The organism is Curtobacterium sp. RM9 (assembly GCF_054956955.1).
Genome location: NZ_CM143271.1, coordinates 1,245,017 through 1,270,326, shown reverse-complemented (window position 1 = coordinate 1,270,326; position 25,310 = coordinate 1,245,017). Strand labels below are relative to the sequence as shown.

The 25,310-nt window shown below is 70.0% G+C and carries 21 protein-coding genes and 1 pseudogene; 14 read left to right on the top strand and 8 right to left on the bottom strand.

The window, feature by feature from the left end:
• The first annotated feature begins 3 nt into the window (after positions 1-3).
• On the top strand, positions 4-1,206 hold the full coding sequence (locus ACY3FI_RS05985) for a glycosyltransferase (protein WP_462549865.1): 1,203 nt from the start codon (positions 4-6) through the stop codon (positions 1,204-1,206).
• Positions 1,207-1,208: 2 nt separating this feature from the next.
• The gene (locus tag ACY3FI_RS05980; protein ID WP_462549864.1) at positions 1,209-1,862 is read left to right on the top strand and encodes a uracil-DNA glycosylase; all 654 of its coding nucleotides are present in this window, start codon (positions 1,209-1,211) and stop codon (positions 1,860-1,862) included.
• A gap of 43 nt (positions 1,863-1,905) precedes the next feature.
• Here ACY3FI_RS05980 and ACY3FI_RS05975 read toward each other — a convergent pair whose 3' ends face one another.
• Positions 1,906-2,334, bottom strand: a complete 429-nt coding sequence (locus ACY3FI_RS05975) for a DUF6892 domain-containing protein (RefSeq protein ID WP_462549863.1) — start codon at positions 2,332-2,334, stop codon at positions 1,906-1,908.
• Between the two features lie 124 nt (positions 2,335-2,458).
• On the opposite strand from ACY3FI_RS05975, the gene ACY3FI_RS05970 reads away from it, so the two are divergent.
• Positions 2,459-3,922: an APC family permease gene (locus ACY3FI_RS05970; RefSeq protein WP_462549862.1), complete on the top strand. Its 1,464-nt coding sequence runs from the start codon at positions 2,459-2,461 to the stop codon at positions 3,920-3,922.
• A gap of 105 nt (positions 3,923-4,027) precedes the next feature.
• Positions 4,028-4,645, top strand: a complete 618-nt coding sequence (locus tag ACY3FI_RS05965; protein ID WP_462549861.1) for a hypothetical protein — start codon at positions 4,028-4,030, stop codon at positions 4,643-4,645.
• Between the two features lie 4 nt (positions 4,646-4,649).
• Here ACY3FI_RS05965 and ACY3FI_RS05960 read toward each other — a convergent pair whose 3' ends face one another.
• On the bottom strand, positions 4,650-5,114 hold the full coding sequence (locus ACY3FI_RS05960) for a hypothetical protein (RefSeq protein WP_462549860.1): 465 nt from the start codon (positions 5,112-5,114) through the stop codon (positions 4,650-4,652).
• Between the two features lie 121 nt (positions 5,115-5,235).
• On the bottom strand, positions 5,236-5,616 hold the full coding sequence (locus ACY3FI_RS05955; protein WP_462550316.1) for a DoxX family protein: 381 nt from the start codon (positions 5,614-5,616) through the stop codon (positions 5,236-5,238).
• An 81-nt stretch (positions 5,617-5,697) separates the two neighbouring features.
• Here ACY3FI_RS05955 and ACY3FI_RS05950 point away from each other — a divergent pair, with 81 nt between their 5' ends.
• Complete coding sequence (locus ACY3FI_RS05950; protein WP_462550402.1) at positions 5,698-6,030, top strand: hypothetical protein; 333 nt, start codon at positions 5,698-5,700, stop codon at positions 6,028-6,030.
• A 126-nt stretch (positions 6,031-6,156) separates the two neighbouring features.
• Here ACY3FI_RS05950 and ACY3FI_RS05945 read toward each other — a convergent pair.
• Positions 6,157-6,528 (bottom strand): annotated as a pseudogene (locus ACY3FI_RS05945) (DUF427 domain-containing protein); the annotation flags it as partial.
• A 164-nt stretch (positions 6,529-6,692) separates the two neighbouring features.
• Here ACY3FI_RS05945 and ACY3FI_RS05940 point away from each other — a divergent pair.
• Together ACY3FI_RS05940 and ACY3FI_RS05935 are read left to right on the top strand one after the other, a co-directional pair.
• Positions 6,693-8,102, top strand: coding sequence for an amino acid permease (locus ACY3FI_RS05940; protein WP_462549859.1), 1,410 nt, complete (start codon positions 6,693-6,695; stop codon positions 8,100-8,102).
• A gap of 54 nt (positions 8,103-8,156) precedes the next feature.
• Positions 8,157-8,429 carry a hypothetical protein gene (locus tag ACY3FI_RS05935; RefSeq protein WP_462549858.1) on the top strand — a complete coding sequence of 91 codons (273 nt, stop codon included), beginning with the start codon at positions 8,157-8,159 and terminating at the stop codon, positions 8,427-8,429.
• A 15-nt stretch (positions 8,430-8,444) separates the two neighbouring features.
• On the opposite strand, the gene ACY3FI_RS05930 is transcribed toward ACY3FI_RS05935, so the two are convergent.
• Entirely contained in the window at positions 8,445-8,894 is a 450-nt protein-coding gene (locus tag ACY3FI_RS05930; protein ID WP_462549857.1) for a BLUF domain-containing protein, read from the bottom strand.
• A gap of 112 nt (positions 8,895-9,006) precedes the next feature.
• Here ACY3FI_RS05930 and ACY3FI_RS05925 point away from each other — a divergent pair, with 112 nt between their 5' ends.
• The gene (locus ACY3FI_RS05925; protein ID WP_462549856.1) at positions 9,007-12,465 is read left to right on the top strand and encodes a DEAD/DEAH box helicase; all 3,459 of its coding nucleotides are present in this window, start codon (positions 9,007-9,009) and stop codon (positions 12,463-12,465) included.
• Positions 12,466-12,507: 42 nt separating this feature from the next.
• Here the strand turns inward: ACY3FI_RS05925 and ACY3FI_RS05920 are convergent, their stop codons facing one another.
• Positions 12,508-13,287: an aldo/keto reductase gene (locus ACY3FI_RS05920; RefSeq protein WP_462549855.1), complete on the bottom strand. Its 780-nt coding sequence runs from the start codon at positions 13,285-13,287 to the stop codon at positions 12,508-12,510.
• 125 nt (positions 13,288-13,412) lie between these two features.
• Between ACY3FI_RS05920 and ACY3FI_RS05915 the strand changes: the two genes are divergently transcribed.
• The 3 genes from ACY3FI_RS05915 (at position 13,413) to ACY3FI_RS05905 (ending at position 15,416) form a co-directional block, all read left to right on the top strand.
• Positions 13,413-14,234 carry an HNH endonuclease family protein gene (locus ACY3FI_RS05915; RefSeq protein ID WP_462549854.1) on the top strand — a complete coding sequence of 274 codons (822 nt, stop codon included), beginning with the start codon at positions 13,413-13,415 and terminating at the stop codon, positions 14,232-14,234.
• A 62-nt stretch (positions 14,235-14,296) separates the two neighbouring features.
• Entirely contained in the window at positions 14,297-14,947 is a 651-nt protein-coding gene (locus tag ACY3FI_RS05910) for a GOLPH3/VPS74 family protein (protein ID WP_462549853.1), read from the top strand.
• A gap of 46 nt (positions 14,948-14,993) precedes the next feature.
• Positions 14,994-15,416: an SseB family protein gene (locus ACY3FI_RS05905; RefSeq protein WP_462549852.1), complete on the top strand. Its 423-nt coding sequence runs from the start codon at positions 14,994-14,996 to the stop codon at positions 15,414-15,416.
• Between the two features lie 38 nt (positions 15,417-15,454).
• On the opposite strand, the gene ACY3FI_RS05900 is transcribed toward ACY3FI_RS05905, so the two are convergent.
• Complete coding sequence (locus ACY3FI_RS05900) at positions 15,455-15,829, bottom strand: PH domain-containing protein (protein WP_462549851.1); 375 nt, start codon at positions 15,827-15,829, stop codon at positions 15,455-15,457.
• A gap of 284 nt (positions 15,830-16,113) precedes the next feature.
• Between ACY3FI_RS05900 and ACY3FI_RS05895 the strand changes: the two genes are divergently transcribed.
• Positions 16,114-16,848, top strand: coding sequence for a hypothetical protein (locus ACY3FI_RS05895; protein ID WP_462549850.1), 735 nt, complete (start codon positions 16,114-16,116; stop codon positions 16,846-16,848).
• Between the two features lie 22 nt (positions 16,849-16,870).
• Here ACY3FI_RS05895 and ACY3FI_RS05890 read toward each other — a convergent pair whose 3' ends face one another.
• Positions 16,871-20,371, bottom strand: coding sequence for a TM0106 family RecB-like putative nuclease (locus ACY3FI_RS05890; protein WP_462549849.1), 3,501 nt, complete (start codon positions 20,369-20,371; stop codon positions 16,871-16,873).
• 821 nt (positions 20,372-21,192) lie between these two features.
• On the opposite strand from ACY3FI_RS05890, the gene ACY3FI_RS05885 reads away from it, so the two are divergent.
• Positions 21,193-22,005: a DNA methyltransferase family protein gene (locus tag ACY3FI_RS05885; RefSeq protein WP_462549848.1), complete on the top strand. Its 813-nt coding sequence runs from the start codon at positions 21,193-21,195 to the stop codon at positions 22,003-22,005.
• Positions 21,998-25,309, top strand: coding sequence for a DEAD/DEAH box helicase (locus ACY3FI_RS05880; RefSeq protein ID WP_462549847.1), 3,312 nt, complete (start codon positions 21,998-22,000; stop codon positions 25,307-25,309). Before ACY3FI_RS05885 ends, ACY3FI_RS05880 begins: the two co-directional genes overlap by 8 nt.
• Position 25,310: the final 1 nt, after the last annotated feature.

Here is a 25,310-nt window from a genome sequence, read left to right as displayed (position 1 = left end):
CCGGTGAGCACCACCACCGAACCCCTGCGCATCGGGCTGGTGTCGCTGCACACCTCCCCCGGCGACGAGCCCGGCTCCGGCGAGGTCGGCGGCATGAACGTCGTCGTCCGGCACCAGGCCGAGGCACTCGCCGACCGTGGGCACGTCGTCGACATCGTCACCCGGCGCTCCGCTCCGACGCAGCCGGACTCGGTGTCGCTCCTGCCCGGGGTCTGCCTGCGGTTCCTCTCCGCCGGGCCCGCGGAGCCGGTGCCGAAGGGCGAGCACGACGCCTTCATCGAACCGTTCCGCCATGAGCTCGAACGACTCGGCCCCTACGACGTCCTGCACTCGCACCATTGGTTCTCCGGCGCGGCAGCGCTGCCCGTCGCCCGCGAGCGCGGCATCCCCCACGTGCAGTCCTTCCACTCGATCGCCGCCGACTCGGCCACGCCGCTGTCCGAGGGCGAGCGCCCCGAGTCCGAGGGTCGGATGACCGGCGAGCGGATGCTGGCACACGACTCCGACGCCGTCGTGGTCGTCTCCGAGGCCGAGGCCGACACCGTCCGCACCCGCCTCGGCGGCGCGGCCGCCCGTATCTGGATCGTCCCGCCCGGCGTCGACGGGTCCGTCTTCCGCCCGGCCGCCGTCGGCGCGCGTCGTGCCGCCACCCCCTACGTCGTCGCCGCCGCGCGGGTGCAGCCGTTGAAGGGACTCGACCTGGCGATCGAGGCGATCGCGGGCATCGACCTGGAGGCGCGCCCCACCCTCGTCATCGCGGGCGACGCCTCGAGCGAGGCGGGCGACTACGTGGCCGAGCTGCGACGGCTCGCCGAGTCGCGGGGCGTCGCCGACCGCGTCACCTTCATCGGCCCGCAGTCGCGTGCCGACCTGGCGTTCCTGTTCCGCGGCGCGGCAGCCGTGCTCGTGCCGTCGCACTCCGAGACGTACGGCCTCGTCGCGCTGGAGGGCTCGGCGTCCGGGGTGCCCGTCGTGGCTGCCGCGGCCGGTGGGCTGCGCGAGGCAGTGGTCGACGGCGAGACCGGCGTGGTGCTGGAGTCCCGCGACCCGGGCGTCTGGGCGGCGGAGATCGAGCGGATCCTGACCGACGAGTCGTACGCCGCCGGGCTCGCTGCTGCGGGCCGGGAGCATGCCGAGCGGCTGAGCTGGGAGCGGTCGGCCGGCGGGCTGGAGGACGTGTACCGCCGGGTGCTCGGGCGGGGCTGACGGTGGCTGCCGGTCCGCTCGCTGCGTCGCCCGGTGCCGCGGCGTCCGCGCGCTTCACGCGGTTCTGGGAGGCGCTCGACGCCGTGCCCGTGGCGGCGGACGCCGAGGCGCTCTTCGACGGGTCGAGCGCCGAGGGCGCGCTGCGACGGACGAACATGGCGCGGTACCTCGACCACGTCGGACCGACGGCGGACACGCTGCTCGTCGCGGAGGCCCCGGGCTGGCGCGGCATGACGAACACGGGCGTCCCGTTCACGAGCATGCGGGAGCTCGGGTCACTCGGGTTCGACGTGCTCGAGCCGCCGGAACCGACCGCGCCGTGGGAGGCGTCGTCGCGGGTCGTGCAGGCCGCCCTGGCGGAGTGGGTCGGGCCGCTGCCGCTGACGTGGGCGATCTTCCCGCACCACCCGTTCGTCGCGGGTGACCGGCTGACGAACCGGACACCGCGGCCCGCCGAGGTGCGGGCCGGGGCGCCGGTCGCGCTCGCGTTGCTGGAGGCGCTCGGCGGTGCTGCCGGCGTGCGCGTCGTCGCGGTGGGGCGGAAGGCGCAGGGGGCGCTCGCGCTCGCCGGCATCGGGGCCGTCGCCGTGCGCCACCCCGCGCAGGGCGGCGCACGCAAGTTCACCGAGGAGATGCGCGCGCTGAACGGGCGCTGACGCGCGGGGCCGCACCGGGCCGTGCGGGGTGCCCCGGCCCGCGTCAGGCGGAGTGCACCTCGACGCCCTTCGCGCTGAGCCGTTCGACCACGTGCGCCGGCAACGGGGCCGCGGCGTACACGATGCGGAGCGCCGGGAGGTCGAGCACGTCGTCCCAGTTCTGCGGGTCGTACCGGTCGTCCGATCCCTCCCACCCGGGGTGCACGTCCTGCAGCACCTCGAGGTCGGTGTCCACGGTCAGCTCGGTCACGAGGGCGAGCTGCGACGGCAGGAGGTCGAGGTCGTCGTAGTACTCGCGGGCGCGGTCGTCCTGCCCCTCGGCGTCGACGTCCTCGCCGGTCTCGTCCTCGTCGTCGGCGTCGTACGGCTCGAGGACGTCGAGGTCGTAGCAGAGGACGTCGAGCACGAGCAGCTTCGCGTTGAAGTCGGCGAACTCGACGGGCTCTTCGGTGGTGGTGGACTCGTCGTACATGGCTCGGAGCGTAGCGGGCGGTACCCGGACACGCTCGTGACGAGCAGGACACGGGCGCGTTGCGGTCTCCGGAGAGCTTCCTGTGAAAGTGGACAGCGTCGTGTCCCCCGGAAGAGGCTGGCGCATGGCCACCACGAACACCGAGCGCCCTCCGCAGGAGCAGACCGAGCTCCGCCGGGTCCTCGGACCCAAGCTGCTGCTGCTCTTCATCGTCGGCGACATCCTCGGCACCGGCGTCTACGCCCTGACCGGACAGGTCGCCGCCGAGGTCGGCGGTGCCGCCTGGCTCCCGTTCCTCATCGCGTTCGCCGTCGCCCTGCTGACGGCGTTCTCGTACCTGGAACTCGTGACGAAGTACCCGCAGACGGCCGGTGCCGCGCTCTACGTGCACAAGGCGTTCGGCATCCACTTCGTCACCTTCATCGTCACGTTCATCGTGATGTGCTCGGGGATCACCTCGGCGTCGACGGCCTCTCGCGCGTTCGCGGCGAACCTCGGCGCCGGCTTCGGGCTCGAGCTGCCGAACGGCGTCGTGATGCTCATCGCGATGGGCTTCATGCTCGCCGTGATGGCGGTCAACTTCCGCGGTGTGAGCGAGAGCGTCAAGACCAACGTCGTGCTGACGCTCGTCGAGCTGTCCGGTCTGGTGATGGTGATCCTCATCGGCTTCTGGGCGATCGCCGGCGGCAACGCGGACTTCTCGCGCGTGGTGCTGTTCGACACCCCCGAGGACAAGTCCCTGCTGCTGTCCGTGTCCACCGCGACCTCGCTGGCGTTCTTCGCGATGGTCGGGTTCGAGGACTCGGTGAACATGGCCGAGGAGACGAAGAACCCCTCGCGCATCTTCCCGAAGGTGATGCTGACCGGGCTCGGCATCACGGCGGTCATCTACGTGCTCGTGTCGATCTGCGCCGTGGCGGTCGTGCCGATCGGCGAGCTCGCCGGCAACGAGACGCCGCTCGTGACGGTGGTGCAGACGGCCGCGCCGGACTTCCCGATCGCCGACCTGCTGCCGTTCATCTCGATGTTCGCCGTCGCCAACACCGCGCTGATCAACATGATGATGGCGTCGCGGTTGCTGTACGGCATGAGCAAGCAGGGCGTCCTGCCGGGCTTCCTGTCGCGGGTGTCGCCGACGCGCCGCACCCCGTCCACCGCGATCGTCTTCACGACGCTCATCTCCCTCGCGCTGATCGGCTGGGTGTCGCTCGACCCGGACTCCCCCATCGTCGTGGTCCTCGGCGGCACCACGTCGTTGCTGCTCCTGTCCGTGTTCGCGGTCGTGAACGCCTCGGTGCTCGTCCTCCGACGCGACCGGGTCGGCCACCGGCACTTCCGCGCGGGCGTGGTCATCCCCGTGATCGGCGTCGTGACGTGCCTCTGGCTCGTGCTGCCGTTCTCGTCCGGGCGCGACCCGCAGCAGTACCAGATCGCCGGGGCACTGCTGGCGCTCGGCGTGCTGCTCTGGATCGTGACGTGGTTCACGCACGGCCGGAAGCAGACCGAGAAGGCGCCGACCGGTCTGGTCACGGAGCCCACCGCCGTCCAGCGTCCCCGCGAAGAGCAGCACGAGCGCCGGGACGACTGACCCCACGCGGCAGCGCTCCCCCCGATCGGGCGGGGTGCGGTTCCCAGCCGGTGCACGTACCCTCGTCGTGCTCCGCCTGACCCGCCCCGCCCGAGAGGACCCGCCATGCGCCGCGTCGGCATCACCCTCGCGTCGGTGTTCGGTGCCGGTGTCGTCGCGATCGGCATCGGCGTCGTCGTGGTGATCGTCATCGCGGTGAACTCGTTGAGCGGCGCCGCGAAGCAGTCCGTCGCCGCACCGCCCGCATGCCCGACCGTCGCGGCGAGGAGCGTTGGTGGCATCGTCGTGCCGTCGGGCCCGGTCGCCGGGTTCTGCCAGGACCGGCTCGTCAATGCCGCTGCCGTGATCCAGGCCGCGAAGGCCCTCGGCATCGGCCCGCACACGCAGGCCGTCGGCGTGATGACCGCGATCGGAGAGTCGAGTCTGGTGAACCTCGACCACGGGGACGCCGCCGGGCCGGACAGCCGCGGGCTGTTCCAGCAGCGCGACAACGGCGCGTGGGGCACCTACGCGCAGCGGATGGACCCGTACACCGCGGCGACGATGTTCTACACGAAGCTCGTCAAGGTGCCAGGCTGGAAGACCATGACACCGACGCAGATGGCGCACGCCGTGCAGATCAACGCCGACCCCGACCACTACGCGAAGTTCTGGCCGGAGGCGAAGGCCGTCGTCGAAGGGCTCACGGGCGAGACCGTCCCGGACGCGGCGCCGCAGAGCTGACCGCTCACGACGCCGCGGGGAGCGAGTCGTCGTCACCCTCGTCGTCGTCACCCTCGTCGTCGTCGAGGTGCACCATCGCCGCCCCGCCCGCGTGCACGACCACCTGCCCGCGGAGCCGGACCCCGTGCTCCGAGAAGGCGCAGTCGCACGCGTCGACCCACTCCCAGTCGACCGGGAACAGCCGGGTCTGGCCCGGCCGCTCCCACGCGAGCACGACCTCGGTCGCGCCGACCTGCGGACGGACGTCCGCCACGAGGGCCGCGAAGTCGTCGACGTGCTCGTCGGGCTGCCATGGCAGGTCGGCGATCGGCATGACGAACGGGATCGGCCCCGCCCGGTCGTCGAGGAAGAGCACCCAGCACTGCCTGGTGACCGGTCGTTCGATCAGGGCGGAGACGAGGTCGACGACGTCGTCATCGGTGCGGACGGCGGTGCAGGTGAGACGCTGGAGCATGTCGTTGTCAGGCATGCCCCCAGCGTCGCGTCACACCTCCCCGGCCGGAGCGAGCGACCGCGACCTGGGGACAGCTACGGCCGTGGAACGCCCTGTGCAGGGCAAGCCGCCGCGACACCAGCCGCGTACCCGTCCGTCAGCCCCGCTGCCCGCGCGTCGACCACAGCGACGCGGCGATGAGGAGCGGCTGCCCGAAGAGACGACCGAAGCGCTTCTCGTCGCTGTCGAGGCCGAACGCACTGCGACGGTTGACCCACTGCGAGAGGTTCCCCGGGAACACCGCGACGAAGAACAGCGCAGCCACGACGCCGACCGTCCGGCGGGCACGGCGCGGTGCCAGGAGCAGCGCGCTGCCGAGTCCGATCTCGGCGACGCCGGAGGCCAGCACGGTCGTGTCCTCGTCGAGGGGGACGAAGTCCGGCACCTGGGCGCGGAACTCGTCGCGGGCGAAGGTGAGGTGGCTCGCCCCGGCGAACACGAGGGCGGCACCGAGCAGGAGGCGGAGGAGGGAACGCATGCCTCCATCGTGCCCGCCCGGCGACGCGGCTGTGACGCCGAGGGTGCACCACCCCGGTTCGCGCTCCGCTAGATTCAGGTCATGGTGAGCAAGACTCGGGACCACGAGCCGCCCGCCGCCCCTGCCACCGTCGCCGTCCTCATCGGACCGGTGGCGTTCTGGATGGGCATCATCGTGCCGGCCGCGTCGATGGGGCGACACGTGCTGCTCGGCGTGGCGTTCGGGCTGATCGCCGTGCTCAGCGGGTGGCGGGCGATCCGGATCGCGAGACGACGACGGGCCGTCAAGGTCTGGGCGTGGATCGGCATCGTGCTCGGGACGCTCGGGATCGTGATGACGGTGTGGCAGCTGCTCGTCCTCGTGACCGGCGGGGCGTTCCCGCCGCCGTTCTGGTCCCCCTACGCGAACCGATGAGCTGCAGCGCTCACCACCGAGGGTGCCGGCGCCGCCCTTGAACGGACCGACGACGTCCGACGTGATCCAGCCGCCGTAGAAGTCCCCCTCCTGCGCCTGTACGACCTCGCCGCCGACCTCGCACGAGTCCATCATCGAGGGGTAGATCGCCACGCGGTCCCGCAGCAGCTCGTACCCGGGCTCCGGCGTCGGGTAGTTCCACGCGGCGCGTGGCGCGACCACGTCCCCGCCGACGACGTCGAAGTACCGCGCGAGCCCCTTGAACTCGCACATGCTCGATCCCTGCGCCGGCCGGAGGTCCATCCCCGCCATCGGCAGGTAGTACACCGGCGGGTGCGAGGTCTCCAGCACGCGGACGGCGTCGGTGGTGTCCGCCACGACCCGGCCGCCGAGACGCACCACCACCCGCTCGGAGACGGACTCGACGGCGGGCGGTCGGGGATAGTCCCAGACGGACTCCTGTCCAGGGCCGGGTTCGATCCGGTTCGGTCGTCGCATGGGTCCCGTCTACGCCGTCCGCCTGCCTGGAGGCTCGGTGCCCGTCCGCCCCGCCGCCGACGGCCCGCCGCGGTGCCGCTCCACCGCCGGGCGCGGGTCCGCCCCGTCTGCGCGTGCGTGCACCAGGGCTGACAGGACGCCGCACGGAGGTGCAGAGTGGGCGGGTGACGACGACGACACAGAGCCTCTTCCGACGGAAGCCGATCGACACGATCGACGACGAGCCCGGTACCGAGAGCGGCCTGAAACGGCACCTCGGTCTGTGGCAGCTCACGGCCATCGGCATCGGCGGCATCATCGGCGCCGGCATCTTCACCCTCGCCGGCACGGTCGCCAACGGCGTCGCCGGCCCCGCGGTCCTCATCAGCTTCCTGGTCGCCGGGGTCGCGAGCGCCGCCGCAGCCCTGAGCTACGCGGAGTTCGCCGGCCTCATCCCGAAGGCCGGCAGCGCCTACACGTACGGGTACGCGGTGCTCGGCGAGGTCGTCGGCTGGTTCATCGGCTGGGACCTGCTGCTCGAGTACACCGCGATCGTGGCGGTGGTCGCGATCGGCATCTCGGGCTACGTCGGGTTCCTCGTCGGCCAGTTCGGCGTCGACCTGCCCGCCTGGATGCTCGGCGCCCCCGGTACCGGCGACGGGCACGTGATCGACGTGTTCGCGATCGTCCTCTGTCTGCTCACCGCGTTCGTCCTCACGCGTGGCATCCGCAGCGCCGCCCGCTTCGAGTTCGTCGCCGTCGGCATCAAGGTCGCACTCGTCGTGCTCATCGTCGTGCTCGGCGTCTTCCACATCAACAGCGCCAACTACTCGCCGTACTTCCCGTTCGGGTTCGGCGGCGTGATGACCGGCGCCGCGACGGTGTTCTTCGCCGTGTTCGGCTACGACGCCATGTCCACCGCGGCCGAGGAGTCCACCGACGCCCGCAAGCACATGCCGAAGGCGATCCTGCTGTCGCTCGGTATCTCGATGGTGCTCTACGTGCTCGCGACGTTGGTCCTGACCGGCATGCAGAAGTACACCGACATCGACCCGGCCTCCGGCTTCTCGTCCGCGTTCGCGTCGGTGGGGCTCGGCGGGATCGCGAACGTCATCGCGATCGGCGCCATCGTCGGCATCGTGACCGTGCTCGTCACGTTCATGCTCGGTGCGAGCCGCGTCTGGTTCTCGATGAGCCGCGACGGCCTGATGCCGAAGTGGTTCGCGAAGACCGACCCGAAGCGCCACGTGCCCACGCGCGTGACCTGGATCCTCGGCATCGCGTCGGCGGTCCTCGCGGGCGTGCTGCCGATCGGCGTCGTCGCCGAGCTGACGAACATCGGCATCCTGCTCGCGTTCGTGGTGGTCTGCACCGCGGTGATCGTCCTCCGCTACCGGCAGCCGGATCTCGACCGACAGTTCAAGCTCCCCTTCATGCCCGTCATCCCGGCCATCGGCGTCATCGCGTCGCTGTGGCTCGTGACGTTCCTGCAGTGGGAGACGTGGGTGCGCTTCGCGGTCTGGTTCGCGATCGGCCTCGGCGTGTACTTCGGCTACTCGCGCAAGCACAGCAAGCTCGCCCCCAAGGAGCGGTGAGGTCGACCGGAGCGCCGAGCCCGAGAAATGACAGGCACTCAGTAGGGTCGCAGCGTGAACAACGGTTGGCGCACCGCCCTGCTCGGCATCTGGATCATCCTGCTCGTCTCGACAGCGGCGCTGTTCGGCGGCGGCGTGTGGCTGCAGGGCCAAGGTGCTGACGCCAGCGACCTCGAGCTGGTCGCCCGCTCTGCGATCCTCTTCGGTGTCGCCGCCGCCTGCCTGGCCGCGACGGTGCTGTTCCTGCTGCTCTGGCTGGTCGTCAGCGCCAACGTCCGCGAACACGAGAAGAACCGTGAACTGCTCCGCAAGCTCCTCGCGCGCTGACCGGCGCGGCGGGCTTCAGTCCTCGCGCCGGTGCTTCCCCCGCGCCGCCGAAGGGTCCGCCAGCGGGTGGTTCCGGAACCACCGCAGCAACTCCCGCGACAGGCTCGCGTCCGCGCTCTTGTCCCCGCTCTCCAGGAACGCGCTGAACCCCGCGGGCGGTTCGGTTTCGTCGAGCCCGCGGTCGTAGGCCATCGTCCACTCCGGGAACCGACGGGTGTGGATCGACTCCTCCGCGAGGAGCTGCACGTCGCCGTGCCGGTCGTCCGCGAGGATCCGCTGGTACGTCGACAGCACCGCGTCGTACGGCCCCTCGAGCAGCTGCATGAAGCGCCCGTTGCGGAACACGAGCATGCCGGTGAGCCCGTCGGCGGTGTTGCGCTCGCGGGCGTGGTCGAGCACCGCGGCGAGGTCGTCCTCGTCGAAGCGCTCGTTCGCCGAGCTCATGTACACCAGTGACTGCAGCATTCCTGACTCCTCCTCGGCGACCGACATCGATCCTGCACCTCGACACCTGCAAGCGACTCCCCCAGAACGGGTCGCGACCGCGGCTGTCGGTCCGGCCTGGCACGATTGACCCGTGCCCGCCGCCCCGATGATCGACGCCGTCGACGTCATCCGCTTCGTCGGGCCGCAGACCTTCGGCCGCGCACGCGACCTCGTGCGCGCCGGCCTGGTCGACGACGCCACCTGGCACGACGACGACGGCACGGTCACCGCGACCGTCTCCGGGTCGGCGGAGGAACCGTACGAACTCCGCGTCGAGACGACGGCAGCGCGCGGCGAGTTCGTCCGCCCGGTCCGCAGCACCTGCTCCTGCCCGCTCGGCGGCGAGTGCAAGCACGTCGCCGCCGCGCTCCTCACCATCAACGCGCGGGCCCTGTCCGCCGCGGCCGGTCCCCGCACCGAGACCCCTCCCCCGCCACGCTCGGACTGGAGGCACGACCTCGCCCGCCTCGCCGGCGACGACGAGCAGGCGGTCGGCTCCTCGGGCACCCCGATGGGCCTGCAGTTCGAGTTGCGGGACGCGGTGCCGGCCCGGCTCGCGTCGCGCGCGCGAGCGGCAGGTCGGGCGCTGCCCGCCGCCTCGCGGAGCGTGCGGCTCGGCGTCCGCCCGGTGACCCGGAGCGGCGCGGGCAACTGGGTGCGCGGGCAGCTCACCTGGGGCACGCTGCCGTACTCGATGAACCGGCTCGGCCTCTCCCCCGAGCAGCACGCCTGGTTCCTGCAGTTCCAGGCGCTGCACCGCGCGGGGCAGCTCGCCGGGCTCCCGGGCGAGAGCGACTGGATCCACCTCGACGACTTCGGCAGTCCCCTGCTCTGGCCGCTGCTGCGCCAGGCACCCGGGCTCGGCATCGCGTTCGTGACCGGCAAGCGCGAGGGCGGTGCGACTCTCGGGGCCGAAGCGCGGGTGCTCCTCGACGCCGTCCGTCACGACGGCGCGCTCGTCCTCGGCGCGAGCGTCGTCGTCGACGGCCGGCCGATCGCCGAGGGCGCGGCGCGGCTCGTCGGCGACCACGGCGTGTACGCGTTCCGCGAGAGCCCCGAGTTCAGCGTCACGATCGCCCCGACGGCGACACCCGTGCCCGCCGACCAGCGCCGGATGCTCACCGAGCACGCGCACATCACGGTGCCTGCGGCGGAGGTCGACGAGTTCCTCGCGGACTGGTCACCGAAGCTCCGCGGGTCGCTCGGGCTCGTCAGCTCCGACGGGTCGGTCGAGCTGCCCGAGCGGACCCCGCCGGAGCTCGTCCTCACCGCGACGTTCGAGCCGGCCCGGGCTCCCCGCCCGGACGACCGCGTGCACCTGCAGTGGCGCTGGCACGTCGACGGGCGGAAGGACCCGGTCGCGCTGCACGGCCCGCTCCCTGACCTGTCCGGGCTCCGGGCGGCGGACGACCCCGCGCCGGAGGCGAGCGGGTCGCAGGAGGCGAGCGCGGCAGTGGCGGGGACCACTCCGTCAGCGCAGGCCACCGACGCGACCGGCACCGCGCCTCCAGGCGGAGACGACGGAACCGGCGGCGGACCCGGCGGCGACCTCGCCTGGTTCGAGGACGGCACCCTCGACGGGGCGGACGCCGCTGTCTTCGCGACCGAACTCCTGCCCGAGCTGCCCGCGCTCGGGGTGCGGACCGTGGTGCAGGGCGAGCGGACCGAGCACGAGCGCCTGACCGGGCGACCGCACATCCGCGTCACGACGATGCCGTCCGAGAAGCACGACTGGTTCGACCTCGGGATCATCGTCAGCGTCAACGGCCGTGAGCTGCCGTTCACCCCGCTGCTGCGTGCCCTCGCCAAGCGTGACCGGCGGATGAAGCTCATCGACGGGTCGTACCTCTCGCTCGCCGATCCCGTGTTCGACCGGCTCAAGGAGCTCATCGAGGAGGCCCGCGAGCTCGACGAGTGGGAGCCGGACCAGCCGCTGACGGTGACGCCGTTCCAGGCCGGGCTGTGGTCGGAGTTCGACCAGCTCGCCGACGAGACGTCGCACGACGAGCGGTGGCAGGCGATCGCGGCGGGGCTGCTCGGAGCAACGCCGCCCGGGGACACCCCCGTGCCGGACACCGTGCACGCCGACCTCCGGCCGTACCAGCACGCGGGCTACGCGTGGCTGTCGTTCCTGCTCGGCCACGGGATCGGCGGGGTGCTCGCCGACGACATGGGGCTCGGCAAGACGCTGCAGGTCCTCGCGACGATCGCCGCCGCACGCCGGGCTGCACCCGACGCCCCGCCGGTGCTCGTCGTCGCACCGACCTCCGTCGTCGGCAACTGGGCGCTCGAGGCCGAACGCTTCACCCCGTCGCTGCGCGTGACGCCCGTGACCGCGACCTCGTTGAAGGACCCGGATCGGGTGGCTCGGGCGGCCGCGTCGTCGGACGTCGTCGTGACGTCGTACGCGCTGCTCCGGCTCGACGAACGGGCGTACCTCGACCTGCCGTGGTCGGTGCTCGTGCTCGACGAGGCGCAGTTCGTGAAGAACCCGCAGTCGCAGACGCACCGCGTCGCCGCGGAACTCCGGGCACCGGTGAAGTTCGCCTTGACGGGGACGCCGCTCGAGAACGGACTCACCGACCTCTGGGCGCTGTTCCACATCGTCGCGCCGGGGCTCCTCTCCTCGTGGTCGCGGTTCGGCGACGACTACGTGAAGCCCCTCGGGTCGCCGGACCTCCGCGGCGCCGCACGGCAGGAACTCACCGAGCGGCTGCGACGGCGGATCCGGCCGCTCATGCTGCGGCGGACGAAGGAGAGCGTCGCCGCCGACCTGCCGCCGAAGCAGGAGCAGGTCGTGCGGGTGACGCTCGACCCGGCGCACCGGACGATCTACGAGCGGACGCTGAACCGGGAGCGTCTCAAGGTGCTCGACCTGATCGACGACCTGGCGCGGAACCGGATGATCGTGTTCCGGTCGCTCACGCTGCTGCGGATGCTCGCGCTGTCGCCGGCGTTGGTGGGCATGGGCGCGTCCGGTGAGTCGGACGGGGCGTCGGTGGGCGGTGCCGTGCCGCCCGTTTCGTCGACGGGCGGCGCCGTGCCGTCCGCGAAGCTCGACCTGCTGCTCGACGAACTCGAACAGCTCGCCGCCGAGGGCCGCCGTGCCCTGGTGTTCAGCCAGTTCACCTCGTTCCTCCGCATGGTCTCCGACGCGCTCGACGCCCGCGGGGTCGGCTACGAGTACCTCGACGGGTCCACCCGGCGCAGGCCCGACGTCATCAAACGCTTCCGGGAGGGCACCGCCCCCGCGTTCCTCATCTCGCTGAAGGCCGGCGGGTTCGGACTCACCCTGACCGAAGCGGACACGGTGTTCGTGCTCGACCCGTGGTGGAACCCCGCCGCCGAGGCGCAGGCCGTCGACCGGACGCACCGCATCGGACAGACCCGGTCGGTCACCGTGCAGCGGTTCATCGCCGAGGACACCATCGAGGAGAAGGTCCTCGCGCTCGCGGCGCGGAAGGCCGAGCTGTTCGCGACGATGATCGACGACGACGCGCTGTTCGCCGACGACCTGACGGCCGACGACATCCGCTCCCTGCTGGAGTGACGTCGCCGGCCGGTCGGTCGGTGGTTCCCCGCTGCCGATCGGTCAGTGACCGAGGGCGTCGATCTTCGCGACCTCGTCGTCGGTGAGTTCGAGGTGCGCGCCCTCGGCGTTCGACCGGATGCGGTCCGGATTGGACGACTTCGGGATCACCACGAACTCGTGCGCCACGTGCCACGCGACGATCACCTGCGCGGTGTCGGCGTCGTGGGCGTCGGCGATCTCGACGAGCGTCGGGTCCTGCAGGTTGCTCGCCTTGAACGGGCTGTAGCCCTCGAGGACCACCCCGCGTTCGGACAGCCCCTGCGCGATCGCCCGGTCGTACTCCACGGGGCTCCACTTGATCTGGTTCACGGCCGGAGTGGTTCCGGTCGCCTTGACGAGCTCGTCGATCTGGTCGAGCGAGTAGTTGCTCACGCCGACGGCCTTCGTCAACCCGTCGGACTGCGCCTGAACGACCTGCTCCCAGACGTCGGGGCGGGCCTCACCGTTCGGCGGCCAGTGCACGAGCCAGAGGTCGAGGTGGTCGAGGCCGAGCTGGTCGAGGCTCTCCTCGATCGTCTCGCGCACACGGCCGGCGTTGTCCGGCGGCAGCTTCGTGGTGACGAACAGGTCGGCGCGGTCGAGCCCGGAGTCGGCGATGGCCTTCCCGACGCCGCGCTGGTTCGAGTAGCCCGTCGCGGTGTCGATGTGGCGGTAGCCGGCCTCGAGGGCGCTGCCCACGGCGGCGGGGGCATCGGCGTCGGGGATCTGCCAGGTGCCGAAGCCGAGGAGCGGCATCGACCCGCCGGTGACGGACACGGAGGGGTTCGCATGATCGGTCATGCCCCGTGTCTACGCCCGGGTTCGTCGGTGCCTCACGGGATGATCGTCTCCGGCCCGTCCGGGTCCGCACCACCGCTGCACGCAGACGCATCACCGCAGCACGCACCACCAGGAGTTCCGCACGCATGACGTCCCGTCGACGCCGCACCCGCACCACGCTCACGTCCCTCGTCGTCACCCTGGCGCTCCTCATCGGCGGGTACGCCCTGTACGAGTCGGGGCTCTCCGGCGCGGATGCCGACGCTGCGTCGGCGGGGTCGACGGCCGGCCCGTCCGGAACTGCGACGGACCCGACCGAGCCGAGCCGCGCCTCCAGTCCGGCGACCGGGTCGGCGACCGACGCGGCGGAACCGGGCCGCGCCTCCAGTCCGGCCGTACCGATCGGTCCAGACACGGCCGTAGCCACCGCGCGGGCGCAGCTCGCGGCGCTGCCCGTCAAGGGCAAGGCGCCCGCGACCGGGTACGACCGCGTCGGCGACTTCGGCACCGCGTGGCTCGACGTCGACCACAACGGGTGCGACACCCGCAACGACGTCCTCGCGCGTGACCTCACCGCGATCCAGCGGCAGGGTCCGTGCAAGGTCCTCCGAGGTACGCTCGTGTCGCCGTACACCGGCGCGACCATCGACTTCGTGCGCGGCAACACCACCTCGACGCTCGTGCAGATCGACCACGTCGTCGCCCTCGAGAACGCCTGGCGGACCGGCGCGCAGCAGCTCACGCAGGACGAACGCGAGGCGCTGGCGAACGACCCGGCGAACCTGTTCGCCGTCGACGGGCGGTCCAACGCGCAGAAGCGGAGCGGCGACGCGGCCACCTGGCTGCCCGCGAACACCGCGTTCCGCTGCACCTACGTCGAGCACCAAGTGGCGGTGAAGACGACGTACCGGCTGTGGGTGGCGCCGGCCGAGCGCGACGCGATGGCGCGGGTGCTGGAGCGATGCTGAGCGGGTACTGACCTCACCCGCCTCTCGCGCCGCTGTTCCGCGCTGTGGGGGAGCATGCGGTCATGATCGCGCACCTCACCCTCCCGGAAGCGCTCACGGTGCTGCTCCTGCACCCGGACGGCAAGCTCGGATCGGTCGCCCAGACGCTCACGGTCGGACTTGGCGGCGCCGTCATCGCCGACCTCGCGCTGCGCGGCCTCGTCGAGCACGACCGGCACCGCGTGGTCCCGATCAAGGCGCCGCTCACGACCGTGCCGACGCTGAACCGGGTGTTCGAGGAGATCACGACGTCGCCGAAGCACCGGTACGTGACCACCTGGGTCTTACGACTCGGACGCGGGCCCCTCCGGGACGAGATCCTCGCCGGCCTCGTGCAGCAGGGTGTCCTCGACCGGCGGGAGCGGCGGGTGCTCGGAATCTTCCCCGCGACGGCGTACCCGGAACGGGACGGTGCCTCGCGGAAGCTGCTGCGTGGCGCCGTGCTCGACGTCCTCGAGAGGCGCTCGGCCGCGACGCCGTTCACCGCGGCGCTCATCGGGCTCCTGCAGGGCACCGGCACCCTGCGACCGCTCTTCGGCCGGTTCGACCGGCACGTCGTCGCGCAGATCACCGGGGGCGACTGGGTCGGTCCGGCGGTGCGCTCCGTGTTGCAGACGCGGCAGGGCGGCGCGGCGACCGGCGCGGCGACGGGCGCGATCGCGTCGACGACGTGACGGTCGTGCGACGATCGTGGTCCGACCGTTTCTCCGAGGGGACCGCATGAGCACCGACGACAGCACCGGGTCGGCCTTCGGGCCCGCCGCCGGCAGACCAGCCCCCGACGCAGCCGGTGCACTCCGCCGCCGGATGGCCTCGTCGGCCGAGGGGTTCCTCGGCAGCGCGGCCTGGGTGCCGTGGAAGCGTGAAGGAACGCCGGAGGGCGGGAGCGTGGCGCACGTGATGATCCGCGACCTGCCGTTCGTGCCGGTGTTCACCGACCCTGCTGAGCTCGCGTCGGGCATGCCCGATGCGCAGGCGCGGCCGGTGCCCATGGCGGAGCTGGTCGGGGCGCTGCCGGAGGAGTTCGGGATCGTGGTGGACCCGACGAGCGCTGAGGCGGCGAACTTCCTGCACGCGGACGTGTTGGCGGGGATGCGGGCGGCGATGCGTTCTGGTGTGCCCGTGGAGGACGACGAGGGCTGAACGCCCGCTGGCCGCCGCCGCCCGCCCCCGCTTCGCCGTCAGAGCACGTGGTGCGCGATGAGCTTCCCCAGGTAGGTGATGTCGAACTGCCCCTTGAACTCGAAGCGCACCTTGCCGAGGCCGCTGAACCACAGCTCGAGCTCAGCGTCGAGGTCGAATGTGCCTGCGGTCTCGACGGACCACGCCTGGATCTTCCCGTAGGGCAGCGAGCTGAAGTCGCGCTTCTTCCCTGTGATGCCCTGCACGTTGACGGCGATGATGCGCTTGTCCGTGAACACGACGAAGTCGCGGATGGTCTTGGCTGCGACGAGGATCTGCTCACCGTCGAGGAGCAAAGCAGAGATCTGCGGCGCGACCTCGGCCGGGTCGCAGTGGGCGAGCTTGAACAGGGTGCCGTTGGCGAAGTCGATCACGGCGCGAGCGTAGCGGTCGGATCGGGCTGAACACGACCAAGACGAGGACCCAGTTCTGGGGATCGCTCACGTCAGCGACGGCCGCCAGAATCGTGGTCGGCGACGACCACGGGAGGGCGACGATGCCACTGGGAGGACCGGGACCACGCGACTGGAGCCCTGGGGAGGACACGTCGAGGCCAGCTGTGCCCCGGCGGGGTCCAGCACTCTGGGACCCCACCACCCTCGTCGCTGCTGCACCCCGGAGTCGCGGTCGGACCCGGTCTCGCCCGTGGGCCAGCGCCGTGCTCGCGCTGGCTCTCGGTGCTGCGAGCGTCGGGATCGCACTGCTGGAGCCGCAGCACGCAGGCGTCCAGACCGGCTTCGTCGTCACCACGATCGGGATCACCGCCCTGGTGCTCGGCGTGCGCGCCGTCCGTGCTGCGCGGTGGGGCTCGCCCACCGTCCGAGCGCTCGGTCGGGGCGCCGCCATCCTCGGCAGCGTGGGCACCGCGCTGATGGTCTACGCGGTGGTCGCAGTGGCCCTGATCCCGGCCCGCGTGCAGCTCCCGCCGCTGTCGCTGCCGTTCGACAGGCCAGCCCTGAGCCTGCCGGACAGCACCACTCGTCAGGCATCGCCCGAAGCATCGACGGCCGCAGCACCAGTGGCGGCCGCACCCGGGTCGGCGCCAGCGCAGGACGCGGCTGCGGCGACGGCACCCGAACCCGTGGCCGCCGATGTCCCGGCCAGCGTCGACGCCGAACGCTCGGCCCTCGTCCAGAGCGCCGGCACACTGGCGTTCGTCATGCGCCAGCAGTTCACTGTCGGGACGTACCCGATGTCCTTGGGCGTCGGCGGCTCGGCTCCGACGCGGGTCCTGCTCGCGGACGGGACGGGCCTCGCGGCGGTCCCTGACGGCACCCGCCTGCTGTACTCCGTCGCTCCCGACCGCACGTCGTGGTCAGTGACCCTAATCGGCGCACGCTTCGGCGCCGTCGCGACGTACAGCTCGACGGTCGGAAGGGTCGAGGCCGGCTGACCGACGATCGGCTCGCCGGGGGTCAGTCCGTGGGCTCCACCAGCTCGATGAACCGCGACAACAACGACAACCCCGCGATCGACGGCGGCAGCCCCGTGGTGAGCGCCGGCGAGTACACGAGGTACGCCGCCCACTTCGCCCGCGACAGCGCCACGTTCAACCGGTTCGGCATGAGCAGGAAGTCGAGCCCGCGCGGGATGTCGGCAGCGCTCGACGCCGCGAGCGAGACGATCGACACGACGGCCTCGCGCCCTTGGAACAGGTCGACCGTGCCGACCTGCGTCCCGCGGAGTCCGGCACGGTCGAGCGCCTCGCGGATCACCGCCCCCTGCGCGTTGTAGGGCGCGACGACGATGACGTCCTCGTCGGTCAGCGTCCGTTCGAGGTCCCCGTCTACCCACCGCCGACCGACGACGTCCTGCGCGAGCGCGACCACACGAGCAGCCTCTTCCACCGAGGACGTCGTGTTGCCCGCGTGCGCCACGGGCACCGCGTGCACGCCGGCCTCGATGCCGCCGAGGTGCCGGCCGGACACCATCGACGTCAGCTGCCCGTCGTAGGAGAGCGTCGACACCGAGGTGGTCAGCGCAGGCTCCATCCGCCGTGTCCGCGCGAGGAAGTACCCGTACTCGGCCGGCAGCACGTGCTCCCCGTCCGTCAGCCACCCGAGCGCGGAGACGTCCACCGGCTCCGGGTGCGACCCCTGCGACACCTGCGGGAGCTGCTGCGGGTCGCCGAGCAGCAACAGCCGCGTGGCCGCTACCGACGACGCGATCGTCGGCGCCAGCGAGAACTGCCCGGCCTCGTCGACCACGAGTAGGTCCAGGGACCGCCGCTCGATCGTCGTCTCGTTCGCGAACGTCCACGCCGTCCCGCCGACGACTCCCCCGGTGCCGGTCTCGGCGCACGACGCCAGGAACGCGGCGACCGCGGCGTTGTTCTTCACCGGCGTCCAGTCGGCGGCCTCGAGCTCGTCCTCCGTCGCGCCGGACTTCGGCACCTTCACCACGCGGTCGGCAGGGACGCCCGCCTTCACCACCGAGGACAGGAAGTTCTCGCTTGTCGCGTGCGACTGCCCCACGACTCCGACCCGCCACCCGTACTCGCGGACCAGGCGCGCCACCACGTTCGACCCGACGTACGTCTTGCCGGTGCCGGGAGGCCCCTGGATCGCCAGGTACGAACGGTCGAGTCCGAGCAGGGTCGCCACCACCGCCGACACGGTGTCGTCCTGCTGCACCGGCACGATCGGCCCGCGCGGCGGGACCCGCCGCAGCAGGTCGAGGGCCGGGTCCGGGAGCATCTCCGGTAGCGCGTCGAGGACCTCCTGCCCCCACCACGCGATCGCCTCGGGCTGCGGCTTCGCACGCGGCGGCGCCGCCGGCGCGAGCGCCACCGGCAAGTCGGCGTGCGGCTCGCCGCCGCCGACCGGCAGGCTCTCCTTGATGAGCACCTCGTAGCCGTCGCCGGTGTCGAAAGCGTCGAGCACGACCGCGCGAGCCGACGCGCCCTTCGAACCCGGGGCCGGAGCGGTGACCGATGGCGGGAGCGGGTCGTCGTAGACGAGGTGGGGCGCGCCTCCAGTGCGGAGCTTCGAGCCGGGCGCGAGCGTCCCCGACAACCGGATCTCGCGCGACTGCGAGCGGGCACGCGGCAGCGTGTCCCAGTCGCGCTCGACGGACGCACGCTCGACCACGAGGACGTCGCGGGTGTCCGCCCAGTCGTCGACCGGGTTGCGGAGGCGGTCGAAGTGGTCCTGCCAGAAGGTCTTCGCCTCGCGGCGGTGGTAGTCGATCGCGGCGGCGGCGAGGGCCAGCGCGGTCTGATCCGGCGTGCGGTCGAGCGCGTCGACGCCGTCGAGGTGCGCGGCCAGCGCGACGTACACCGGGTTCGGTTCGCGCTCGACGGGGATCGGCGGGAGGAGCTCCGCCTGCTCGCTGGCCGCCGCCGGGTCCGCGTCCGCGCTGGCTTCGTCGCGCAGTGACAGCAGCCAGTCGCGCAGCCGCAGCGTCGAGCGGCAGTCGTAGGCGTTGTAGTCGGCGACCTCGTCGAGCATCCGCTGGCCGGTCGCGGGGTCGCCGTTCCGGAGCTCCTCGATCGCCTCGACGTACGCGGTGATGCTGTCGGCAGCGTTCGTCACGTCGCTCAGGCGCAGATCCTCGCCCATGTACAGCGGCTCGAGCTTCTTGATCGAGTAGCTGTGGCTGCCGACGACCAGGGCCTTGCGGACGATCGGGTAGAGGTCGACGAGGACGCCCGCGCGGAGCAGGTCGTCGACCGCGTCCTCCCCCACGCCGTGCCGAGCCGCGAGGGACAGCAGGTGCGTCCGCTCGTACGCCGCGTAGTGGTAGATGTGCATGCCCGGGTGCTGCTCGCGCCGCTCCTGGATGAACGCGAGGAAGTCCACCAGCGCCTGCCGCTCGTCGCGGATCGTGTGCGCCCAGAACGCAGTGAAGTCGGCGCGGTCGTCGACCAGGCCGAAGAGGTAGTCGAGACCCCAGTGGATGCCGTCCTCGGTGTGCAGGGGGTCGCCCTCGAAGTCGAAGAAGACGTCGCCGGCGTCGGGTGCGGGGATCGCGTCGAGGGCGCGGGGGTCGAGGACCTCGAAGCGTGGCTTGGTTGCGCGTCCTTTTTGCCTGGCCTGTTCGGCTTCCGTCTCGGTCTGGAGGCGCGCCTGACGGACCAGCCTCTCTTGCGTGTTCCGCGACAGGCCTGGCACGGCCGCGGTGCGGTCCGCGAGGTCGTCGATCGTCCGCACTCCCTGCCGGATCAGCTTCGTGCGCTGGTCGAGGCGCATGCCGGCGACGAGGACCAGGTCGCGGTGCTGCTGCACCTGGGTCTGGCAGATGGCGCAGCGGCCGCAGCTGGAGTAGCGGGGGTCGCCCCAGTGCAGTTCGTCGGTGTCAGCGAGGCGCTCGGCGATGACCCGCTCGAGTTCGGCGCGCTGCGTGCGGTACACCGGAGCGATGTCGGCGAGGTCGTGCGTGGTGGTCGTGCGGTCGCCGAGGACGAGGTGGACCTGCTCGCCGGTGGGGATGCCGTGCGCCTGCATCCGGTCGGCGTAGGCGGCGAGCTGGAGGAGGGCGCTGATCTTGGCGTGCCGTGCGAGCTTGGTGTCGTAGACCTCGTACTCGCCGCGGTCGTTGCGGATGATGAAGTCCGCGAAGCCGATGAAGCCCGGATGCTCGGGCGTCGGGGGCTCGTGGAAGGTCGGTTGGTAGAGGACGTCGGCGCCGGTCTCGAAGGCTGTTCGTGCCTCGGCGGCTGCTCGGGCGTAGTCCGGCGGTGCGGGGCGGTCGAACTCGACGACGTCGCGGGTCTGTTTGAGGATGTCGAGGTAGTCGAGCTCGTGCTGGTCCCCCAGGCGTGCGGTGCGCTCGAGCATGTCGTCGTGCTCGTCGGGAAGGGGGCCGCCGCGGCCGAGCTTGGCGTCGAGGCGGCGGAGGAACGCCCACTCGCAGGTCGCCCACGTGCTGAGGTCGCTGGGGCTGAGCACGATCTGGCCGTCGACGCCGATCTGCATGCGCTCCCCCGTCTCGTCTGGTGCGCTAGCGAGCTTAGGGCGCGGCGCCGACACCTTTAGTCAGGACGAAGCGGGCCCCACGCGGCCGCCAGGCGACACGTGCGCCGGGAAGCCCGCGAGCGAGCGCAGATCCGGCTGCTCCACGCTGGGTTGGCGAGTTCGCAACTGCCACACCTCGGCCGCAATGACTGCTGGTTCGCTGTCTTCGCGCGGGTCCGGGTCAACGCCCCCCGCTCAGGATGCGTCCGCTCGCACTTAGGATTCCCGGTTGAGAAGATTCTGCGGCGCGAGGATGAGTCCAGGGGCCCGCGGAGAAAGGTTCGCATCCACCTGTGATCTGGCGCCGAGCCAACGTTCCTGCTGTAGCGGCATCCCGCGCTTTTTCGAGGCGGTCGAGCGGAACAGGTGCCCCCCCCCCGAACTGGTGGTCGAGCTGCGCCCGTCGCGTCACGAAGATGGACGGCGGAGCGCCTGGGGAACGCCGGCGCCGGGCGGGACGGGGAACGCAATGCACAACGGGAACGAAGCCACCGACTTCCAGACGACCAGGTTGACTCCGGTCGACGGGCATCGCATCATCGAGGCCGGTCTTGTGCACGTCCCAATGTACGTCTAGGTCGGACGGCCGTTCGAGACGCTAACGTATCCGGGTTCAGCCCAGTTTCGGGCGGATGATTTCCGACGCTGAGCAACATCGGATCGCGCGTAAGCAGCGCCGTCCCGCCAGCGCCCCTAGATCCTTGCTCTGATGAAGCTAGCGATGTTCGCCACCAGTTCGCGCATGCAAGCGCGACTTCCGACACTCCTGGTTAGAAGGTTCCATGTCCCCGGCCGCATCGGCGACAGCTCCGCAGGTGGCGACGTCGACATACGAGCTGCGCAGCACTGACAGCTGCTTTGGCACGACCACGGCACCTGCGCGCGATATTCTGTCCTCGGACGACGACACTCCCTCGTCGGTCGTTTGCTACCAACGGAAGATCGCCATGAGCAAGCCCTACGTTGATCGCCTCCTCGTGAAGTCGCGGCACCGCGTTAAGAGGTACGGCGAGGTGTTCACGCCCCGCTCCATGGTCAACCAAATGCTCGATCTCGTCAGCGACGATCTCGAGCGCGGCGAGGCCTTCGTCGACAGCACCTTCCTCGAGCCAGCCGCCGGCGACGGCAACTTCATCGTCGCGATCCTGCAGCGCAAGCTCGCCGCGATCGAAGAGCATCTTGACGTGTCGGCCTGGCAAAGGGAATCGCTATTCGCGCTCGCGTCGATCTACGCGATCGAGCTACTCGAAGACAACCACCGGGATGCGCAGGCCGCGCTGCTGGCCGAGTTCGTGATGTTCCACGCCTCGAGCGGCACTCTCTGCTCGCCGCGCACTGACCTCTACCGCGCTGCCGCCTTCCTCGTCGAAACAAACATCCTGCGTGGCAACACCCTGACGGGTCGTACGCCAACCGGCGACGAGATTGAGTTCTCATGGTGGACTCGCCAGGCGGACGACCCCTCGATGGTGAAGAGAGAGCCGTTCTCCTTCAATTCGCTTCGCGAGGAAGGTACTTTCGACTTCAGGGTGTATGCCTCCTACGAGCCGTGCCCGGTACGCCACGTTCACAAGAAAGCGAATTCTGATGCCTAACCCGCCGATTAGTACGTTCCGGGAGATCACGCCGCAGGTTTACTCGTGGAGCACGAATGACCTACCCAAGTACAACGGCTGGGAGAAGATCGGCTACACGCAGCAAGAGGGCGGCGCTCAGGCGCGTATCGCGCAGCAGGCCTCGCAGCTGTCGATCAGCAAGAAGATCGAGTGGGTATTCAAGGCGACCTACATGACGCCCGACGGCGGGAGGTTCACCGATCACGACTTCCACGCGTTCCTCAAGCAGCAAGGCGTCGAGCGCGACGGCGTTCCGGCGACCGAAGGCCGACCGAAGCGCACCGAGTGGCACCATTTCAGCGATGCTCCGAGGAGCTCGCGCGAATACTTCCTCGACTTCGCTTCGGGCAACTTCGAGATGGATGTTCGGGGCGTTGTGGCGCAGGACTACGAGCTCCGTCCCGAGCAGAAAGACGCTGTCGCTAAAGCGCTTGAGGCGTTCGGCGCCGGGAAGGCCGAGGTGCTTTGGAACGCCAAACCACGCTTTGGCAAGACCCTCACGACGTACGACCTCATGCGTGAGCTCGACGCGCGCCGGGTGCTTATCGTGACGAATCGCCCGGCTGTTGCAAACTCATGGCTCGACGATTTCCTGCGCTTCGTCGGTCACCAGACGACCTATCGCTTCGTGTCGGAGTCCCCGTCGCTCAACGGCCGTCCGACGATGACGCGGGAGCAATGGCGCTCCCACGCACGCGAGCACCTCGACCAGGACCCCCGCATCGTTGAGTTTCTGTCGCTGCAGGACCTGAAGGGCTCGAAGTACTTCGGCGGGAGCTTTGACAAGCTCAAGCACATTGCGCAGTTCGATTGGGACCTGCTCGTTATAGATGAGGCTCATGAAGGCGTTGACACAACGAAGACAGACGTTGCCTTCGACCAGGTCACGCGTAAGTGGACGCTGCACCTGTCGGGCACGCCGTTCAAGGCTCTGGCCTCGGGAAGGTTCGAGGAGGACCAGATCTTCAACTGGACCTACGAGGACGAGCAGACTGCACGCGCCAAATGGGACGACCCAAACCAAGAGAATCCCTACGAGGCGCTGCCTACGCTCAACATGCTCACCTATCAGGTCTCGCGGATGATTAGCGAACGGCTCGCTGAGGGCGTTGCGATCGCCGAGGATGAGGCGAACATTGACTACGCCTTCGACCTGGGCGAGTTCTTCCGCACGAAGGACAACGGATTCTTCGAGCACGAGGCCGACGTGCAAGTGTTCCTCAACCGGCTGTCTGCAAATGAAAAGTACCCGTTCTCAACGCCCCAGCTGCGTGACGAAATCCGGCACTCGTTCTGGCTGCTCGACCGAGTGGCGTCGGCGAAGGCGCTGCAGCGTCTGCTGAAGAAGCACCCGGTGTTCAAGGACTACGAGGTCGTCCTGGCCGCCGGCGATGGGCGCGGCGCTGAGGATGACAGCGACTTGGCAGCCACCAGGGCATCGTTGACGAGGGTCCGCGAGGCCATCTCCGAAGCCGAAAAAGCCGGCGGTCGGACGATCACGCTCTCAGTCGGTCAGCTCACCACGGGTGTGACTGTTCCCGAGTGGACGGCGGTCGTGATGCTCTCAAACGTAACTTCGCCGGCGCTGTATATGCAGGCCGCCTTCCGCGCGCAAAACCCGTGCACCTTCGACCGGGGCGACAAGGTCTTCCAGAAGAAGAACGCCTACATCTTCGACTTTGCTCCCGAGCGCACGCTTACGATCTTCGATGAGTTCGCAAACAACCTCCACACGAACTCCTCGAGCGACCCGGCCGTGCGGCAAGAGAACATCCGCACGCTGCTGAACTTCTTCCCGGTGCTCGGCGAAGACGCCGAGGGTCGGATGGCCGAGCTCGACGCCTCGCAGGTCCTGACGTTCCCGAAGGTCTTCAAGGCCCGAGAGGTCGTACGCCGCGGTTTCCTGTCGAACCTGCTGTTCGCGAACGTCGCAGGTATCTTCCGCTATTCCGAGCACGTCAAGGAAATCCTCGACAAACTTCCGACCGCCGAGCAGGGCAAGCTCAAGAAGAAAGAACTCGACCTTCCCGAACCGCTGCCGCACGTCGACCGCGACGGCAACGCTGAGGTCGACGTCGAGACCGTCATCAATCCCAAGATCGCCGAGCTGGGCGCTCCCGTGTGGCGCGTCGAAGACGTTCCGACGACCGACCCGCAGGCTCCTACCGCCGTCGTAGCGAGGAAGCTTGCGAAGCTCGTCACCGGGAAGACGCGCGACACTCGCGACAAACTCCAGACCGAATATGGCCTGACGGACAAGCAGGTTGAACGCGACGAGAAGGCCACCGAGTCAGAAGTCGTGCGTAAGTATGAACGCGTGCGTGTCGAGTACGAGATTGCCTCCAAGCACCTCGCCGACGAGCTGGCCCAGGTTCCCACCGAGGCCGGTGCCGTCGTGCTCATGGCGAAGAAGGCCGAGCAGGAGATGGCTTTTCAGGAGAGCATTGCCAAGATCCTCATGGAGACGACCGAGGCGGTCACCCGGACAGTCGTCGAGCGTGAGGAGAAGAAGAAGGAGCAGAGGCGCGCCGACCAGACCATGGACGACGCCCGTTCGCACCTGCGTGGCTTCGCTCGTACGATCCCGATGTTCCTCATGGCCTATGGCGACCGGGATATTCACCTGTCGAACTTTGACGACTACACCCCCGACGACATCTTCGAGGAGATCACCGGCATTAGCGAGGCAGAGTTCCGCCTGCTGCGCGACGGACAGGATGTAACCGAGGAAGACGGCACAGTTTCCAGTATCCCTGGGCTCTTCGACCGGGCGGTGTTTGACCAGTCAATCCAGGAGTTCCTCGACAAGAAGGAAGCCCTCGCCGACTACTTCGACGACGCGCAGACGGAAAGCATCTTCGCATACATCCCGCAGCAGAAGACCTCCCTCGTCTTCACTCCGCAGCCGGTCGTGAAGCGAATGGTCGACATCCTCGAGGCCGAGAATCCCGGGATCTTCACGGATCCCGAGAGAACCTTCGCCGACCTGTTCTCTACCGCTGGGCTGTTCCTAATGGAGCTCGTGCGTCGCCTCGATGGTGGCCTCGCCGGCCAAATACCGGACCAGGACGAGCGGCTCAAGCACATCCTCACCTCGCAGCTATTCGAAATGAGCCACAACAGGATCCTCCATGAGATTACCCTCGAAGCGGTCTCCGGCGGGGTGGCCAAGCGCAAGCGGTGGCTCGAGGAATCCAGCCACTTCAAGGTCGGTAATCTCGCGAAGATGACCAGCGCGCAGCGCGCCCAAACAATCGACGACATGCTGAAGGAAGGCAACTGAT

Excerpts from the sequence above, each read along its gene's own strand:
- ACY3FI_RS05920 (WP_462549855.1), bottom strand. The coding sequence starts at position 13,287 with ATGACCGATCATGCGAACCCCTCCGTGTCCGTCACCGGCGGGTCGATG.
- ACY3FI_RS05915 (WP_462549854.1), top strand. The coding sequence starts at position 13,413 with ATGACGTCCCGTCGACGCCGCACCCGCACCACGCTCACGTCCCTCGTC.
- ACY3FI_RS05880 (WP_462549847.1), top strand. The coding sequence starts at position 21,998 with ATGCCTAACCCGCCGATTAGTACGTTCCGGGAGATCACGCCGCAGGTT.
- ACY3FI_RS05910 (WP_462549853.1), top strand. The coding sequence starts at position 14,297 with ATGATCGCGCACCTCACCCTCCCGGAAGCGCTCACGGTGCTGCTCCTG.
- ACY3FI_RS05890 (WP_462549849.1), bottom strand. The coding sequence starts at position 20,371 with ATGCAGATCGGCGTCGACGGCCAGATCGTGCTCAGCCCCAGCGACCTC.
- ACY3FI_RS05885 (WP_462549848.1), top strand. The coding sequence starts at position 21,193 with ATGTCCCCGGCCGCATCGGCGACAGCTCCGCAGGTGGCGACGTCGACA.
- ACY3FI_RS05930 (WP_462549857.1), bottom strand. The coding sequence starts at position 8,894 with ATGCTGCAGTCACTGGTGTACATGAGCTCGGCGAACGAGCGCTTCGAC.
- ACY3FI_RS05975 (WP_462549863.1), bottom strand. The coding sequence starts at position 2,334 with ATGTACGACGAGTCCACCACCACCGAAGAGCCCGTCGAGTTCGCCGAC.
- ACY3FI_RS05965 (WP_462549861.1), top strand. The coding sequence starts at position 4,028 with ATGCGCCGCGTCGGCATCACCCTCGCGTCGGTGTTCGGTGCCGGTGTC.
- ACY3FI_RS05955 (WP_462550316.1), bottom strand. The coding sequence starts at position 5,616 with ATGCGTTCCCTCCTCCGCCTCCTGCTCGGTGCCGCCCTCGTGTTCGCC.
- ACY3FI_RS05960 (WP_462549860.1), bottom strand. The coding sequence starts at position 5,114 with ATGCCTGACAACGACATGCTCCAGCGTCTCACCTGCACCGCCGTCCGC.
- ACY3FI_RS05970 (WP_462549862.1), top strand. The coding sequence starts at position 2,459 with ATGGCCACCACGAACACCGAGCGCCCTCCGCAGGAGCAGACCGAGCTC.
- ACY3FI_RS05950 (WP_462550402.1), top strand. The coding sequence starts at position 5,698 with ATGGTGAGCAAGACTCGGGACCACGAGCCGCCCGCCGCCCCTGCCACC.
- ACY3FI_RS05905 (WP_462549852.1), top strand. The coding sequence starts at position 14,994 with ATGAGCACCGACGACAGCACCGGGTCGGCCTTCGGGCCCGCCGCCGGC.